This is a genomic window from Sphingopyxis sp. GW821-FHT10B01, assembly GCF_059415685.1.
Genome location: NZ_JBWKNS010000008.1, coordinates 77,197 through 94,069, shown reverse-complemented (window position 1 = coordinate 94,069; position 16,873 = coordinate 77,197). Strand labels below are relative to the sequence as shown.

14 protein-coding genes are annotated in these 16,873 nt (G+C 65.1%); 7 read left to right on the top strand and 7 right to left on the bottom strand.

Features of this window, described 5'->3' with window-relative positions; all coding sequences use genetic code 11:
* Positions 1–65: 65 nt before the first annotated feature.
* On the top strand, positions 66–764 hold the full coding sequence (lexA, locus tag AC07NV_RS21155) for a transcriptional repressor LexA (RefSeq protein WP_495168359.1): 699 nt from the start codon (positions 66–68) through the stop codon (positions 762–764).
* Here the strand turns inward: lexA and AC07NV_RS21150 are convergent.
* The gene (locus tag AC07NV_RS21150; protein ID WP_495168358.1) at positions 718–2,877 is read right to left on the bottom strand and encodes a ComEC/Rec2 family competence protein; all 2,160 of its coding nucleotides are present in this window, start codon (positions 2,875–2,877) and stop codon (positions 718–720) included. The two genes, lexA and AC07NV_RS21150, sit on opposite strands and share 47 nt — an antisense overlap.
* 70 nt (positions 2,878–2,947) lie before the next feature.
* Here AC07NV_RS21150 and gltX point away from each other — a divergent pair, with 70 nt between their 5' ends.
* Both gltX and AC07NV_RS21140 read left to right on the top strand, forming a co-directional pair.
* Positions 2,948–4,402, top strand: a complete 1,455-nt coding sequence (gene gltX / locus AC07NV_RS21145; protein ID WP_495168357.1) for a glutamate--tRNA ligase — start codon at positions 2,948–2,950, stop codon at positions 4,400–4,402.
* Between the two features lie 38 nt (positions 4,403–4,440).
* Positions 4,441–5,724 (top strand): citrate synthase, encoded by a 1,284-nt coding sequence (locus tag AC07NV_RS21140; protein ID WP_495168356.1) that lies wholly within the window; start codon positions 4,441–4,443, stop codon positions 5,722–5,724.
* Between the two features lie 58 nt (positions 5,725–5,782).
* Here AC07NV_RS21140 and AC07NV_RS21135 read toward each other — a convergent pair whose 3' ends face one another.
* From AC07NV_RS21135 to AC07NV_RS21125, 3 genes are read right to left on the bottom strand one after another with little or no spacing between them, the layout of a single operon-like run.
* Positions 5,783–7,150 carry a sensor histidine kinase gene (locus AC07NV_RS21135; protein ID WP_495168355.1) on the bottom strand — a complete coding sequence of 456 codons (1,368 nt, stop codon included), beginning with the start codon at positions 7,148–7,150 and terminating at the stop codon, positions 5,783–5,785.
* The gene (locus tag AC07NV_RS21130) at positions 7,147–8,082 is read right to left on the bottom strand and encodes a hypothetical protein (RefSeq protein ID WP_495168354.1); all 936 of its coding nucleotides are present in this window, start codon (positions 8,080–8,082) and stop codon (positions 7,147–7,149) included. The genes AC07NV_RS21135 and AC07NV_RS21130 overlap by 4 nt, the downstream gene beginning before the upstream one ends.
* A 58-nt stretch (positions 8,083–8,140) precedes the next feature.
* Complete coding sequence (locus AC07NV_RS21125) at positions 8,141–9,355, bottom strand: hypothetical protein (protein ID WP_495168353.1); 1,215 nt, start codon at positions 9,353–9,355, stop codon at positions 8,141–8,143.
* A 256-nt stretch (positions 9,356–9,611) separates the two neighbouring features.
* On the opposite strand from AC07NV_RS21125, the gene gyrA reads away from it, so the two are divergent.
* A complete protein-coding gene (gene gyrA, locus AC07NV_RS21120; protein ID WP_495168511.1) occupies positions 9,612–12,329 on the top strand; it encodes a DNA gyrase subunit A in 2,718 nt (905 codons plus the stop codon).
* Entirely contained in the window at positions 12,326–12,634 is a 309-nt protein-coding gene (locus AC07NV_RS21115) for a DUF952 domain-containing protein (protein WP_495168352.1), read from the top strand. The genes gyrA and AC07NV_RS21115 overlap by 4 nt, the downstream gene beginning before the upstream one ends.
* A gap of 97 nt (positions 12,635–12,731) precedes the next feature.
* On the opposite strand, the gene AC07NV_RS21110 is transcribed toward AC07NV_RS21115, so the two are convergent.
* Positions 12,732–13,112: a glycine zipper 2TM domain-containing protein gene (locus tag AC07NV_RS21110; RefSeq protein ID WP_495168351.1), complete on the bottom strand. Its 381-nt coding sequence runs from the start codon at positions 13,110–13,112 to the stop codon at positions 12,732–12,734.
* Between the two features lie 165 nt (positions 13,113–13,277).
* Between AC07NV_RS21110 and AC07NV_RS21105 the strand changes: the two genes are divergently transcribed.
* The gene (locus AC07NV_RS21105) at positions 13,278–14,120 is read left to right on the top strand and encodes a TauD/TfdA dioxygenase family protein (RefSeq protein ID WP_495168350.1); all 843 of its coding nucleotides are present in this window, start codon (positions 13,278–13,280) and stop codon (positions 14,118–14,120) included.
* On the opposite strand, the gene AC07NV_RS21100 is transcribed toward AC07NV_RS21105, so the two are convergent.
* Positions 14,117–14,785: a lysoplasmalogenase family protein gene (locus AC07NV_RS21100; RefSeq protein ID WP_495168349.1), complete on the bottom strand. Its 669-nt coding sequence runs from the start codon at positions 14,783–14,785 to the stop codon at positions 14,117–14,119. The genes AC07NV_RS21105 and AC07NV_RS21100 overlap by 4 nt on opposite strands.
* Positions 14,786–14,891: 106 nt before the next feature.
* On the opposite strand from AC07NV_RS21100, the gene trmFO reads away from it, so the two are divergent.
* A complete protein-coding gene (gene trmFO / locus AC07NV_RS21095) occupies positions 14,892–16,238 on the top strand; it encodes a methylenetetrahydrofolate--tRNA-(uracil(54)-C(5))-methyltransferase (FADH(2)-oxidizing) TrmFO (RefSeq protein WP_495168348.1) in 1,347 nt (448 codons plus the stop codon).
* A 28-nt stretch (positions 16,239–16,266) separates the two neighbouring features.
* On the opposite strand, the gene AC07NV_RS21090 is transcribed toward trmFO, so the two are convergent.
* Entirely contained in the window at positions 16,267–16,734 is a 468-nt protein-coding gene (locus AC07NV_RS21090; protein WP_495168347.1) for an EF-hand domain-containing protein, read from the bottom strand.
* Between the last annotated feature and the right edge of the window lie 139 nt (positions 16,735–16,873).

Sequence of the window (16,873 nt, the reverse complement as noted above, 5' to 3'; positions counted from 1 at the left end):
AAGTTCCGCTTTGTTCCACTATCGTTCTCCCTATGTCCGGCAATGGCATCCATGGAGAATGATCGATGTTGACCGCAAAGCAGCATGAACTGCTCCACTTCATCCAGCAAAAGCTCGATGCGAGCGGCATTTCGCCGTCGTTCGAGGAGATGAAGGAGGCACTGGGTCTGAAATCGAAGTCGGGTATACACCGGCTGATAAGTGCCTTGGAAGAAAGAGGTTTTCTGCGCCGCCTGCCCAATCGGGCCCGCGCGCTGGAAGTTTTGAAGGTGCCCGACGCCGCGAAGCCCGCGGTGCGCAACGATCGCGACAATAACGATCGCGACAATATTGTCCCGCTGCGCAAACCGGCCCCGGCGCTCCGGCCCATCGCCGCCAACGACATCGTCGAGGTGCCGCTGCACGGCAAGATCGCTGCGGGCGTCCCGATCGAGGCGTTCGAAGAGCATAATAATCTCGCGGTTCCCGCGGCATTGCTCGGCTCGGGCGAGCATTATGCGCTCGAAGTGTCGGGCGACTCGATGGTCGAGGCGGGCATTTTCGACGGCGATTATGCGCTGATCCAAAAAGCGAGCACCGCGCGCGAGGGCGATATCGTCGTCGCGCTCGTCGACGGGCAGGACGCAACGCTCAAATATTTCCGCCGCGAAGGCCAGATGATCCGGCTCGACCCGGCGAACAGCGCCTATGAACCGCAGCGCTACCCCGCCGAGCGCGTCATCGTGCAAGGGCGCCTGTCGGGACTGCTTCGTCGTTACCACTGAGTTGCTGCGGCAAACGCCACGGATGGCCGTCGCCCGCGCGAAGCGTGGCGACGGCTTCGGGCTTTTTGCCGAAATAGAGCGCAAGCCCGCCGGTTTCGGCGAGGCTGTCGCGGTCGATGGTCATCCAGCGTCCGATGCATTCGCGCGGTAACCAGCGGTCGCTGATCACGACATCGGCGGCGGCACAGGCCGCCGCCATCTCCGCGCCTTCGATCCGGTCGCGCCCGCGCGACGCGAGGATGATACGCCGCGCGGCGCCTTCGCCCTGGCTCCAGCGGCAGAAATCGCGATTGCATTCGACATGATCGAGGTCGGTCAGCGCGGCGAGCGGGGTATCGATCCCCGCGGCCTCCCCCATCGTATCGCGGATATAGTCGCCTGCCTTGTCGCGAAGCAGCGCATAGCTGCCATCGGGAAGCGCGGCTGCGATATGGCGGCCGTCGCCGGTAACGAGCAGGTCGGGGCGCGGCTGAACCAGCAACGCCGCCATGCCCATGATCAGCGGAACAGCCCCGGCGCGGCGCCAACGGGTCGTCCACAACAGCAGCCAGAGACCGCCGGACACTGCCAACGCGAAGCCCCAGCGCGGAAACGTCGGCAACATGGCAACAGCGCCCGGCGCGTTCGCGACGCTATGCGCCAGTCCGATCAACGCACGCAGCGCCTGTTCGGCCACCCACCAGAAGGGCGCGCCAAGTCCGACGCTGTCGAACAGCAAGGCCAGCGCCTCCGCGGGCATGATGACGAAGGTCGTCAGCGGGATGGCCACGACATTGGCGAGCGCGCCATAAAGCCCCGCCTTGTGAAAATGGAACAGCGCAATCGGCGCCAACGCGACTTCCACTGCAAGGCCGGTGACCAGAAGCCCCGTGACGCCACGCCCCGCGCGGACCAGCCAGCCTTCCTCGCGCCGGGCAAGAAACCTTCGCATGGGGCGACTTTCATGCAGGGCGATGATGGCGGTCACCGCGGCAAAGCTTAGCTGAAAGCTCGGCCCCGCCAGCGATTCCGGGCGCCAGATCAATACGATCAGCGCGCCCGCCGCGACCAGCCGCAATGTCAGCGCTTCGCGCCCCATCAAAAAGGCGACGAGGACCAGCAAAGCGGCGATGAACGAACGCAGCGTCGGCACCTCGGCCCCCGCCAGCAACGTATATCCGCCGCCAGCGATCGCCCCGGCGGCGGCGGCGAGCGGCAGGACATAGCCCGCCAGCGCGAGCCGACGGCTCAGCGCGAACAGCCGCAGCGTCAGGACCATCGCAAAACCCACCACAGCGGTCACGTGAAGGCCGCTGATCGACAGGAGATGCGCGAGCCCGCTCCGGCGCATCGCCTCGTCGTCCTCCTCGCTGATCGCGCCCCGGTCGCCGGTCACGAGCGCCGCCGCGATGCTGCCCGCCGATCCATCGATCTGCCCATGGATATATGTGCTCAGCCGTGACCGAAGCGGTGGAGCCGTCCCCCCTCTGCCGGGCGCACGCGAGACGTCGCCAAGCACCGTGCCCACCGCGCCGATTCCGTCGAACCACGCGCGCTGCGCGAAGTCATAACCGCCGGGGAGGCTCGCGGTGGGGGGCGGCATCAACCTGGCGCGGACGCTGATTGCCTCGCCATCGGTCAAATCCCCCGCCTGTTCGCTGCGCAGGGTCAGTCGCACGCGCGGCGGCAGATCGGCACGATGCCGGGGCAGCGCAAGAATGCGGACCTGCCCTTTGGCCGGCAAGGACTCGACCCGCTCGACGATCGCGGAAAATTCGGTCGTCACCGGTGCAGCGAGCACCGGCGCCGCGACCCAGAGCGCGCGGCCCCAGATCAACACGACCCCCAAGGCCATCACCGCGCATCCGATGGCGACGGCACGCCCGAGCCGACTTTGCCAGCCAATCAAAAAGCCTACAAGCGAACCCGCCGCGAGCGACAAAAGCAACCCGATCCAGTGCGCTGCCGCAGGAAGTGCGAACCACGCGCCGATTCCCGCACCGAGCGCGACAGGCAGCCACAGGCCGATCCGTTCGCGCTCGGCCTCAAGTCGCGCCTCGATCGCATCGGCAATCCGGTGCCGGAAACTTGCCCAGCGCGCGGCAATGGGCGTTTGAAGCTGCCTTGTCGCCATGCTAGGGGCTCCCCGATCCCCGTCCCGCCCACTCCCGCTGGGGACGGCAAATTGAGTGAAAGAGGCCTTGGTGGCAACCGAAAATCAGACCGATTCGACCGAAGCGACCGGCGCTGCCGTGGTGACGCGTTTTGCGCCCTCCCCGACTGGTTTCCTGCACATCGGCGGTGCCCGGACAGCGCTGTTCAACTGGCTGTTCGCGCGGCACCATGGCGGCCAGTTTCTGCTTCGCATCGAGGACACCGACCGCGCCCGTTCGACCGACGCCGCGATCGACGCGATAATCGACGGAATGCGCTGGCTCGACCTCGACTGGGACGGCGAGACGGTGTTCCAGTTCGCCCGCGCGCCGCGTCATGCGGACGTCGCCGCGGAGTTGCTCGCCAAGGGAGAAGCTTATCGCTGCTATCTGACGCAGGACGAACTCGCCGCGATGCGCGCCGAGGCGCAGGAAAAGCGCCTCCCCTTCCGCGTCCGCAGCCCGTGGCGCGATCGGAACGACGGCGATCCGTCGGTGCCCCACGTCATTCGCCTCCGCGCACCGCAGGACGGCGCCGTGACGATCACCGACAAGGTCCAGGGCGAGGTCACCGTCCAGAACGCCGAACTCGACGATTTCGTCCTGCTGCGCAGCGACGGCACGCCGACCTATATGCTCAGCGTGGTCGTCGACGACAATGACATGGGCGTAACGCACGTCATCCGCGGCGACGACCATCTCAACAACGCCTTCCGCCAGCTCGCGCTGATCAACTCGATGAACTGGCGCCGGCCCGTTTATGCCCATGTCCCGCTGATCCATGGTGCCGACGGCGCAAAGCTGTCGAAACGCCACGGCGCGCTCGGCGTCGACGCCTATCGCGACGAGATGGGTTACCTGCCCGAAGCGGTGAACAATTACCTCCTCCGCCTCGGTTGGGGGCATGGCGACGACGAGATCATCAGCCGCGCGCAGGCCACCGAATGGTTCGACCTCGCGCATGTGGGCCGCTCGCCGTCGCGCTTCGACTTCAAGAAGCTCGAGAATCTGAACGGCCACTATCTCCGCGAGGCCGACGATAGCCGCCTCGCCGGTCTTGTCGCCCCGCGCGTCGAAAAACTCGTCGGTCGTACGCTAAACGACGCCGACCGCGCGCTTTTGACGCGCGCGATGGAATCGCTCAAACCGCGCGCCAAAACGCTCGACGAGATCGCCGATGGGGCAACTTTCCTGTTCCAGCCCGACCCGTTGCCGGTGGACGAAAAGGCGGCCGAGGTGCTAAAGGCTTCGCCCGAAGGCCTGCTTGCCGCCGTGACTCAGCGGCTTCGCGGGCTGAACGACTGGACGATAGAAGAGCTGGACGCCGCCGTGCGCGCCGAAGCCGAAGCCGCCGAACTGGGGCTTGGCAAGCTGGCACAACCTTTGCGCGCGGCATTAACCGGCCGGACCATTTCCCCGGGGATTTTCGACGTGCTGCTGTTGCTCGGACGGGATGTCAGTCTGGCGCGACTTGACGCAGCGCAACATTTTCCGGCAGGGGCGTAGCCACTCACTCTCCCCGCCGTCAGAACAGGGAAAAATATATGACCGACACCGCGAAAATCACGCTGGGCGACAAGACCGTCGACAGCCCTGTCCTGTCGGGCACCGTCGGCCCCGACGTCGTCGATATCCGCAAATTCTACGCCCAGACGGGCGCCTTCACTTACGATCCCGGCTTCACCTCGACCGCGAGCTGCGAGTCGCAAATCACGTACATCGACGGTGACGAAGGCGTCCTGCTCCACCGCGGCTATGCGATCGGCGATCTTGCCGAACATTCGAGCTTCATGGAAACCTGCTACCTGCTGCTCAACGGCGAGTTGCCGAATGCGCAGGAACTGGCCGATTTCGACACGACGATCACGCGCCACACGATGCTGCACGAACAGCTCGCGACCTTCTATCGCGGTTTCCGCCGCGACGCGCATCCGATGGCCGTCATGTGCGGTGTCGTTGGCGCCCTCAGCGCCTTCTATCACGACTCGACCGAGATTCACGATCCGCACCAGCGGATGATCGCCAGCCACCGCCTGATTGCGAAAATGCCGACGATTGCCGCGATGGCGTACAAATATTCGGTCGGCCAGCCGTTCGTCTATCCCGACAATTCGCTGAGCTACACCGGCAATTTCCTGCGCATGACCTTTGGCGTACCCGCGGAGCCCTATGAGGTGAACCCGGTCGTCGAGCGTGCACTCGATCGCATCTTCATCCTCCATGCCGATCACGAGCAGAATGCGTCGACTTCGACCGTTCGCCTTGCCGGCTCGTCGGGCGCCAATCCGTTTGCGTGCATCGCGGCGGGCATCGCCTGCCTGTGGGGACCGGCGCATGGCGGCGCGAACGAAGCCGCGCTCAACATGCTGCGCGAAATCGGCCGTCCGGAACGCATCCCCGAATATATCGCGCGCGCCAAGGACAAGGACGATCCGTTCCGCCTGATGGGCTTCGGTCACCGCGTCTATAAAAACTACGATCCGCGCGCGACGGTGATGCAGAAGACCGTCCGCGAAGTCTTCGAAGCGCTCAAGGTCAACGACCCGGTGTTCGAGGTCGCGCTGCAGCTCGAGGAAATGGCGCTCAACGATCCCTATTTCGTCGAGAAGAAACTGTTCCCGAACGTCGATTTCTATTCGGGCGTTATCCTGTCGGCGATCGGTTTCCCGACGACGATGTTCACCGCGCTCTTCGCGCTCGCCCGCACCGTCGGCTGGGTTGCGCAGTGGAACGAAATGATCTCGGACCCCGCGCAGAAGATCGGCCGTCCGCGCCAGCTCTACACCGGCCCGACGCATCGTCCGTTCGTTCCGGTCGACAAGCGCTAAGCTCCGGATACCGTAGATTTTCGGACGGCGGCATGGGCAACCACGCCGCCGTTTCGATTCAAACCTCGCGTGCGGGCAGGCTCAGCGTAAACCGCGCCCCCTGCCCCGGCGCGCTATCGACGGTCAGGTCGCCGTCCATCGCACGCGCCAGGCGCCGCGCGATATAGAGGCCAAGGCCCGAACCGCCACTGTCGGTGCGGCCCAGCCGCTCGAACTTCTCGAACACCACGGCTTGTTGCTCCGCATCGATCCCCTGTCCCTGATCGGCCACCGTCACCATGGCGCGGTCGCCTTCGCGGTCGACGCGAATCCAGATTTGCGAATTGTCCGGGGAATAGCGGATCGCATTGCCCAGCAAGTTGAGCAGCACCTGCAAAACACGCCGGAATTCGCCGGTTGCCGGCGCCTTGTCATCGGTGCGCGGGGCGTCGATGCGAATGCCCTTTTCCTCCGCCTTCATACCCAGCAGTCCCACCGCGCGGCGCGCCAGGTCACCAAGGTCGATTTCGTCGCGCGCTGCCTTGAACCCGGGGCGCTCGATGTTCTGCAGGTCGGCGAGATCATCGACCAGACCGAGCAAATGTCGCCCGGCGTGCGCGATGTCGCCCGCATAGCGCGCATAATCCGCGCGGATCGGCCCGTCGAACTGCCCCGAGATCGTCTCTGCCGTCGCGATAATGCGGCTGAGCGGTCCGCGGAGCGCACCGTCGATCCGCCGTCCGAACTGCGGATCCGACAGCGGTAGCGATCCGAAAACTGGGTCGACCAACGCCCCGCCCGCCGCGGGTTCGGCCGAAGGGCGCGTTTCGGCAGGGGTTGCCAGCCCCCTGAATCCGGTGAAGCGCCCGGTGGCGTCGAACAGGGCTTCGCCGGACAAGGCCATCGCCGAACCCGCGGCTTGAACGCGCTGGCCATCGAAGCGCGACTGCCGCGCCAGCGCGCGCAGAACAGGAAAACGTCCGTCTTCGTCGGGCTGTAGTTCGAATAGTTCCGAAAGCGACCGACCTTCCCACCCCTCGGGTATCGCGGGCGCGTCGGCTGCGGCGCGGAGCGCGACCATGCGGAGTTGCTGGTCGCATTCCCACGTCCAGCTTTGCGGCACGGCCGCGCTGTCGGCGATCGCAGGGATCTGCGGCTGCGCAAGCGGGCGCGTCCGCCAGTCGCTGATCTCGAGACTCGCGCCGTCGGCGTCGGGCGTGATGCGGACCAGCGCATGGATGTCGCTATGATCGTCGGCGGCATAGAGCGGACGACTGATGTCGCGGTGCAAACGCTGCGCCAGCGCGACGAGCCGCGCGAGGTGCGGCAGCGCCAGCGGCTTGCCGAGCCCCGCACCGGCGCGTTGCTGCAGACGCAGCAGCGGCGCATCGGCGCTGACCAGCGCGCCCGACCGGTCGATGCGGCCCCGGACGATACGTTCGCTCATCGCGTCCGCTCCGCCGCTGCCGAAAATTCCGCGTAATCGCCGCCACTCGCATCGGTGACCGCGCGTGCCGGCAACATGACCAGCGACGCCTCGAGCGGTGCCAGCGCGGCATGGTCCAGCCGCAGCGGTGCCAGCAGCGAAGGCAGGGCAGCCGTTTCGGCGGTCAGCAAGGAGATCGCCATATCGTCATAGGTCCGGCGATGCGCCGCCGCCCCGAGCGCGATCAGCGTCGGCCAGTCGTGGCGCATAATCGCCGCCGCCGCCGCGTCGGGCAGTCCCGTGCCCAATATCCTGAAATACTCGCGTCCGGCGTGATCGATACCGGGCTCACCCGCCTGTCGGTCCGACGCCACTCGCACGGCCTCACCCAGTTCGGTGGCACGGTGCTGGTCCCTGCTCACCTCGGCCAGCCGCCACGCGGCGATGTCGAGCAGCAACGCCCGGAATATGTCGCTATCGAGGTCGGCGATCGCGAGGCCGGGGTTGCCGAGCATGTCGAAACGGCGACGGTCGGCAATCTGCAACGCCAGATAGGCGCGCCCGACATCTGACAGCGGTTCGCCGACGGTCGATGCTTCGGTGCCCGCCGCGTCGGCTTCAGCAAGGATGAGCGGAGAGTTGGTCCGCTGCGCGGACTGTTCGCGCCAGCGATGTTCTTCGGCGCGCGCGAAACAAATACCTGCAAGGCGCGCGGCGCGCGGCAATCCGCCCCGCAACCATTCGCTCCACAAGGCATCGGGATCCATCGCCGGATCAAGCCGCGCCGCGACGTCGACGACCAGCCGCCGCGCAATGCCCAACGACAGCGCGCGCTGCTCCTCGGTCAGCCGCCCCACCGCGGGCGCGGCCAAATAGTCCGCCAACTCGCGCAGACGCGCCGACAGCGTCGGCGACGGCGGATCGGCACCGGGGGAAGAAAGGGATTCAATCATGCGCATCCGCCAATAACAGCATGACGTTAATAGGCGCTAAACCTTCAAGACCTCCGTTTTAGCGTGCTTCCGGACGCCGGGCGAGCCGCAGCCAGAGCAATATCTGGAATAGGGCGAGCAGCGGCAGGATCGCAAACATCAACGGGGCAATTCCGAACAGCAGCGCGGGCGCAAGCATCATCCACGCCTGATCGGCATCGGGAAGCAACCAGTGGAATCGCCGTCGCTCGCCTGAATCCTCGTAGAGCGAACGCGCGAGCAGAATCGTCGCGGCGAGACAAGGCGCGAGCGCCGCCTCCGAAAACAGCGGCATCCTGTGCCCCGGTCCGGCAAGCGAAAGCAGCCACGGAAAAATCGCGAGCAGCACCCACGCAAAGATCCGGATGACATCGCGAGTCCGGTCCTGCGCGGCGCTTTCGGCGCGAAAGGCCGACAGAAAGCGCATCGCTGCAAGGCCCAGCCCGCCGAAAATCGCGACAAGTGCCCCCGCCGCTGCGAGGCCGCTAGCCGCAAGCAGCGCGACCATGATCCAGAGCAGCGCCGTGACATAGGGCAAATAGCGCGCCGTCGCGGGCGACTTGACCAATAGCGGCCCGGCGAGCCGGATCAACGGCATCATGATCGCAGAACGGCCGAGCCCCATGCCGCCATATTCGACTTGCTGGAGGCTAGATTGCTCGATCAGCGCAGCCATGGGGCGATCGGAAACGATCGCGATTTCGCCCTGCTCGAACAGCGCCGGCTCGCAATAGAGCCGGCGTGCGCCCGATTGTATCGCGAGCCGCAGCAGGGTGAGCATCATGTCCCATTCGCCCGGCATTGCGGCGAGTTCGGCAACCATCGTGTCGGAAATGCAGGCAAGGCCGCCCCACCGGCGGGTCGCGTCGATGCGCTCGAACGCCTGCGTCAGCGGCGTGTCCCCCGTGACGAGGATCGCAGGCGATCCGGGTCTGGCAATCGCGGCATAATGGGTGCCGCCGGCGCGCAGCCCGTCGGCAACGAGGATGATGCGGTCATCGCCCTGTACCAGCGCCATCAGGTCGGTAGCGGCGCGCACCGGGGTCACCTTCACCCCCCGGCGGCGGATACGATCGCAGGTTGCGAGGAGCTCTGCAGGCACCGCGCCGACCGCGACGGCGATGTGCGTCACGCCGACGTCGGACAGGCGCGCCGCCTGCCGCTCGATCAGCGTCTCGCCTGCCACGGTGACGAGTGCGCGAAGCGACCCTTCGGGCAGCGTTTCGCTGGCGCCAACCAGTGCGATCAGGGCCATCGGCGCCGGGGTTTTACAGCAGCGGTCATCGACGCGCAGCTTTAGGGCCGACGAAGCGATTGGCAAGCCCCGCCATGCGCTGGGATGACGTCACGCCTTCACCCCGATTTACCGCGCTTTCCATGCCTTTTTCGGGGTCAAAAAAATGCCGGAAAAGTGACCGAACCGCTGGCCTTTGCGGCATCCATCGGCTAGGTAAAATTTACCTCCCGAAAAGCAGAAAAAAGGCCGGGTCTTGACCGAAGAAAATACGCCTATGCCGCCGTCCGAAGACGGCGTTTCGCCGATCAACATCGTCGACGAAATGAAGACGTCGTACCTCGATTACGCGATGAGCGTCATCGTCAGCCGCGCGCTGCCCGACGTGCGCGATGGCTTGAAACCGGTGCACCGCCGCATTCTCTATTCGGCCTTCGAAAGCGGCTATGTCGCGGGCCGGCCGTATCGCAAGTCGGCGCGTATCGTCGGCGACGTGATGGGTAAATATCACCCGCACGGCGACAGCTCGATTTACGACGCGCTCGCCCGCATGACGCAGGACTGGTCGATGAGCGTCCCGCTCGTCGATGGCCAGGGCAATTTCGGGTCGATGGACCCCGATCCGCCGGCGGCCATGCGTTACACCGAATCGCGCCTCGCCAAGGTCGCGAACACGCTGCTCGGCGATCTCGACAAGGATACCGTCGATTTCCAGCCCAACTATGACGGCTCGGAATCCGAACCGACCGTCCTTCCGGCACGCTATCCCAATCTGCTCGTCAATGGTGCGGGCGGCATCGCGGTCGGCATGGCGACCAACATTCCGCCGCATAACCTCGGCGAAGTGATCAACGCGACGCTGGCGACGATCGACAATCCCGAAATCACCCTCGACGACCTGATGGCGATCATTCCGGGCCCCGATTTCCCGACCGGCGCGATGATGCTGGGCCAGGGTGGCGCGCGCCTCGCTTATGCCACGGGCCGTGGTTCGATCATGATGCGGTCGACCTATGTCATCGAGGAAGGCCGCAACGATCGCCAGTCGATCGTGCTCACCGCGATCCCGTTCCAGGTCGGCAAGTCGGGCTTGGTCGAAAAGATCGCCGAAGCTGCACGCGACAAGCGGATCGAAGGCGTCGCCGATATCCGCGACGAATCGAACCGCGAAGGCGTCCGCGTCGTGATCGAATTGAAGCGCGACGCGACCGCCGAAGTGGTGCTCAACCAGTTGTGGCGGCACACCCCCGCCCAGTCGAGCTTCCCCGCCAACATGCTCGCAATCCGCGGCGGGCGCCCCGAAATGATGGGGCTGAAGACGATCCTCGAGGCGTTCATCGCCTTCCGCGAAGAGGTCATTACCCGCCGCTGCAAATTCGAGCTCGGCAAGGCGCGCGACCGGGCGCATATCTTGCTCGGCCTCGTCGTCGCGGTCAGCAATCTCGATGAAGTCGTCCGCATCATTCGCGGCTCGTCCAGCCCCGCGGCGGCACGCGATGCTTTGCTGACCCGTGACTGGCCGATCGGCGACATCGCGCCCTATATCCGCCTTGTCGAAGCCATCGACGGCGAGATGGACGACAGTTCGAGCTATCGGCTCTCCGAAGTACAGGTCAAGGCGATCCTCGACCTCCGCCTGCACCGCCTCACGGCGCTAGGCCGCGACGATATCGCCAAAGAACTCAAAGAATTGGCGGACGAGATTGAGGAGCTTTTGAGCATCCTCGCCGATCGCGAAAAACTTTATACGGTCATGCGCGAAGAACTGGTTGCGGTACGCGACGAGTTTGCAAAGCCGCGCCGTACGCTTCTTGCCCCCGCCGCCGACGGGATCGACGACGAGGATCTGATCGAGCGCGAGGAGATGGTCGTCACCGTGACCCTCGACGGCTATATCAAGCGCACCCCGCTTGACACCTTCCGCGCACAGCGCCGCGGCGGCAAGGGTCGCGCCGGCATGGCGACGAAGGACGAGGATGTCGTCACCGAATTGTTCGTCACCTCGACGCACACGCCGGTTCTCTTCTTCTCGACCTTGGGCAAAGTGTACCGCATGAAGGTCTGGCGCCTGCCCGAGGGCGGACCGGCAACCCGCGGGCGGCCGATGATCAACCTGCTGCCGCTGGGCAAGGACGAGACGATCTCGACCGTGCTGCCGCTGCCCGAAGACGAGACCGAATGGGGCAAGCTGCACGTCATGTTTGCAACTGCCAAGGGCAGCGTGCGTCGTAACAGCATGGATGCGTTCACCAATGTGCCGTCGAACGGCAAGATCGCCATGAAGTTCGAGGGCGAGGATGAGGACGACCGGCTGATCGGCGTCGCCTTGCTCGACGAAAGCGACGATGTCCTGCTTGCAACGCGTCAGGGCAAGGCGATCCGCTTTGCCGGCGACGATGTCCGCGAATTCCAGAGCCGCAACTCGACCGGTGTGCGCGGCATGCGCCTTGCCGAAGGCGACGAGGTCATCTCGCTCTCGATCCTGCACAAGGTCGGGACGACCGGCGACGAGCGCGAAGCCTATCTGCGCGCTGCGCCGTGGAAAGATAATGAAAACGAACCGACGCTTCCTGCCGATCGCATGGAAGAGTTGGCCGCACGCGAAGAATTCATCCTGACGGTCTGCGCCAATGGCTATGGCAAGCTGTCGTCGGCCTATGAATATCGTCGTACGGGCCGCGGCGGCCAGGGGATCACCAACATCGACAATATCGCCCGCAACGGTCTTGTCGTCGCCAGCTTCCCCGCCACCAAGGTGCACCAGCTGATGCTGGTGACCGATCAGGCGAAGCTGATCCGGATGGGGCTCGATTCGATGCGCGTCATCGGCCGCGGTTCGGCGGGCGTACGCCTGTTCGATGTCGCCAAGGACGAGCATGTCGTGTCGGCTGCGCTGATCGAGGAAAGCGACGAGGAAGAGGCCGAAGCCGTCGAAACCGAGGGCATCGAGACGGATACGGGAACCGAAGCCGCAACCGACGGCGCTGCCGAATGACCGCCTCGACGGCCTTTAAAGTGCTGACGGCACAGCAATGGGCCGATTTTGAGCGTGAGCGCGTGTTTCGCGGGGCACCGGTGGATATCGCCGACGGCTATATCCACCTGTCGACCGGCGAACAGCTCGAAGCGACGATCGCGAAATATTTTGCGGGCCAGACCGGTCTGATGATCGCCGAGGTGGACCTGATCCTCCTCGGCGACGCGATCCGCTGGGAAGAAGCGCGCGGCGGTGAGCTGTTCCCGCATATCTATGCGGAGTTGCCGATCCATGCCGTGGTGAGCCTGCAAAAGCGCGGCTGAAGCTACTGGAAAGCAAAGCCTCGACGTCCCGGCGCGAGTGGTGGCCGCCAAAATAAAGGCAGACCACCTCTAGCGCCGGGCCGCAGCCGTCACCGCACTAGCAGCGGCGACCACCGCGATCGATCTCGCGTCCGATCAGCGCGCCCGCGGCGCCGCCGATAATCGTGCCCGGAACCCGGTCGCCATAACGGTCGACCTCGCGCCCGAGCAAGGCGCCAGCGGCGCCCCCAACGATCAGACCCGTGGTTCCGCTGCCACGCCGGCAATAATAACGGCGATCGCGATAGTTGCTGCGCCGATCATCGCGGCGGTAATCACGCCGGTAGTCGCGCCGATAGTCGCGATAACGATCATTATCGCGGTGGCTGTAATAGGAATGGCCGCGATGTCGGTCGCGTGCATCGGCTTCCGCCGGCAGCGCCGCGAGAGCGCTTGCACCGATCAGAGCGGTCAATGCCAGTCGTTTTAACAGGAACATCTGTCTTCTCCGTTTTGGTCCCCGCGGGTGAGATTAGGAAAACAAAGATGGCATTTGGCTGAACTGCCGAACTCCTCAGGCCTCGAAATCCTCGGTTCGGCCAGCTTTCGGGGCGGCCTGCCGCGCCCGATTGACCCCGCGCCCCAACAGGCGCACCTTCTCCGCATGACGCTCACTATCACCCTCAGCGGCCAGTCCTGCGGCGCAAGCATTACCGGCGTAGACCTGACCCGGCCGCTCCCCCCCGAAACCGTCGCCGAGATCCGCGCCGCATGGCTCGATCATCATGTTCTCGCCTTCCCCGACCAGCAGATGAGCGAGGATGATCTCGAGCGCTTCACCGGCTATTTCGGAGGTTTCGGCGACGATCCCTTCATCCGCCCTATCGCCGGCCACGACCATATCATTGCCGTCAAGCGCAAGGCCGACGAGACCGCACCGCTCTTCGCCGAAAACTGGCATAGCGACTGGAGCTTTCAGGAGCGTCCGCCTGCCGGCACCTGCCTCTTCGGCATCACCATCCCGCCCGTCGGCGGCAACACAGAATTTTCGAACCAGCACGCCGCGCTCGACGCGATGCCCGCCGACCTTCGCGCCCGTGTCGAAGGATTGCAGGCGGTCCACAGCGCCCGCGCCGGCTACGCGCCCTCGGGCATGTATGGCGCGACAGACAAGGATCGCAGCATGGACATTCGCTCGGGCGAGGAGGCGCTCGAGACGCAGCTTCATCCCTTTGTTCGCGCGCACCCCGAAACCGGGCGCAAAGGCCTGTTCGGTTGCGCGGGCTATATCATCGGGTTCGACGGGCTCGACGATGCCGAGGGCCTGCCCCTGCTCTACGAACTGATCCAGTGGCAGGGGCGCGAGGAATTCCGTTACAGCCACCGATGGGAACCCGACATGCTCGTCATGTGGGACAATCGGTCAGTCCTCCATCGCGCGACCGGCGGCTATGACGGCCATGACCGCCTGCTCCACCGCACGACGATCGCGGCGTGGGAGGGCTAGACGCTCGCTTCCTTGCTTAAGGTGCTGACGACGCCCCAGGCGATCAACGCCTGTCCTGCAAAATAGAGCGGCCAGACGAGCCACATTGTGACGTCCTTGGAGAGAACCGCGCCCTCCCCCGCGAAGATAAAGAAATCGCTCACCAGAAATATCATCGCGCCGATCCCGGTGCGATAGCGCGGAAAGCGGCTGGTCCACGCTGCCGCGGCCATCGCGGCGACGAACAGCGAATAGACGGCGGCATGCCACCAGCCCGCTGCCGGGCTCAGCATTGCCCAGACGATCACCAGCGTGGCGGGCATGGTCACCCAGCCCAGCAGGCGCTGCGACGGCGTCATCTGCGCCCGCCGGTTGGTCAGGTAGAGGATGACGGCGATTACATGCCCCACCGCGAACGCCGCCGCGCCCACGACAAGCCCTTTCGCATCGAGCAGATAATCGCCGAGGGCGCCGAAACCGAGTACGGCTGCGATCAGCCAGCCGCTCTTCTCGCGGGCGTTCGCCGCCGCCCAAACCGCCAGCAAGCCGACGCCGCTCGTCTTCCACGCCCAGATTGCCGGACCATCGAGCCGCAAATACACCGCCGCAAAAAAGCTGATCCCGCCGGCCAGCGCCAGCAGCCACAACCAGCGCGCCCGATCCCAGCCCTGTTCCTCGTTCATCATCGGCCCCTTTGCATCTTGTCTTCAACGGGCCTAGTGCGCGGCGAACGCAGCGCAAGCCCAAATCAACGCGCGCAGCGCATGCAGGGCAAGTCAACGGATACGGCAAATGACATACGATATTCACATCATCGGCGGTGGTCTCGCCGGATCCGAAGCCGCCTGGCAGCTTGCCGAGGCGGGATTTCGCGTCCGCCTCTCGGAAATGCGTGGCGGCGGCGATATGACGCCCGCGCACCAGGGCGACGCGCTCGCCGAGATGGTGTGCTCGAACAGCTTTCGCAGCGACGATGGCGACAGCAATGCCGTCGGCCTCCTCCATCGCGAAATGCGCAGCCTCGGTTCGATCATCATGCGCGAGGCCGATGTGCACAAGGTGCCCGCGGGTTCGGCGCTCGCGGTCGACCGCGATCTTTTCTCGGGCGGTGTCACCCGCGCGCTCGAAAACCATCCGAACATCGCTATCGTCCGTGAACGCATCGATACGCTGCCATCGGAGGGTTTGACGATCGTCGCGACCGGCCCGCTGACCGCGGCCGGTCTTGCATCGAGCATCGGCGCCGCGACCGGCAAGGACGCGCTTGCCTTTTTCGATGCGATCGCCCCGATCGTCTATCGCGACAGCGTCGATATGGACATCGCGTGGATGGCGAGCCGCTGGGACAAGGTCGGGCCGATCGGCGACGGCAAGGATTATATCAACTGCCCGATGGACAAGGATCAATATCACGCCTTCGTCCAGGGGCTCGTCGACGGCGACAAGACCGAATTCAAGGAATGGGAGACCAACACCCCCTATTTCGAAGGCTGTATGCCGATCGAGGTGATGGCCGAGCGCGGCCCCGAAACCTTGCGCTTCGGCCCGATGAAAGGCGTCGGCCTCGACAATCCGCGCACCGGGCGCTGGCCCTATGCGGTCGTCCAGCTCCGCCAGGACAATGCCCTCGGCACCTTGTGGAACATGGTCGGCTTCCAGACCAAGCTGAAGCACGCCGCGCAGGTCGAGCTTTTCCGGACGATCCCCGGCCTTGAAAAAGCCGAATTTGCGCGCCTCGGCGGCCTCCATCGCAACAGCTTCATTCGCTCGCCCGAACTGCTCGACGCACAGCTCCGCCTCAAATCGGCACCGCATATCCGTTTCGCCGGGCAGATCACCGGCTGCGAAGGCTATGTCGAAAGCGCCGCGATCGGCCTCATCGCCGCGCGCTTCGCCGCGGCCGAGCTCGGGGGCCGCGATCTGCCGCCCCCGCCGCCCGATACCGCACTCGGAGCGCTGCTCGGTCACATCACCGGCGGCGCCGATGCCGCGAGCTATCAGCCGATGAACGTCAATTTCGGCCTCTTCCCGCCGCTCGCCGAGGATGTCCGCAAAAAGGACCGCAAGCTGGGGTATACGCAGCGGGCGGGATCGTCGCTGGCTGCGTGGATCAAGCAGGCCGACGGGATCGCGGCGTAAGGATCCCCGGCGCAAGCCGGGGAACATATCAGCAGCTACATTTCGGCTTCACCGCCGGTTTCGGCGCCGTCGTCGCAAACTCCGCCCGCGTCAGGTCGCCCGACTTGTCGCCATCGGCCCCCGCAAAACGCTGTCCCGTCGCCGCGGCCCATTCCTCGAAGGTCAGCAGATTGTTGCCGTCCTTGTCGAGCTTGCGAAACGCCGCGGTGCGCGACGACATCAGCTCGACGCGGCTGATCCTGTCGTTGCGGTCACGGTCGAAACGGTTGAAGCGCCGCTCCTCGCGCGAGGCCTCCTTGGCGGCGGGCAGCGCCGGCGGCGCCGGGCCGCGCTTCGGGGCATTGGCGTTGGCGACGGGAATTGCGGGCATGGCGGGCGGCGGATCGGGGAGCACCTCTTCTTCGGTAATCTGGGTATAGCCTTTCCACATGAACACACCGCCGGTGAGCAGCAGCGCGCTTGCCATGCCGCCAATCAGAAATCGGGAAATCGCCATACGCCCCTCCGCGCCGGTTGATCGGATATAGCTATCACGGCGTGACGGATCGCGGCAACAAACGCCGCCACAAACGCCGCCATATCGGTTTCGAATTTTAATCGAATTATTGTCTCGAAATCGTCGCAATCATCGCTAC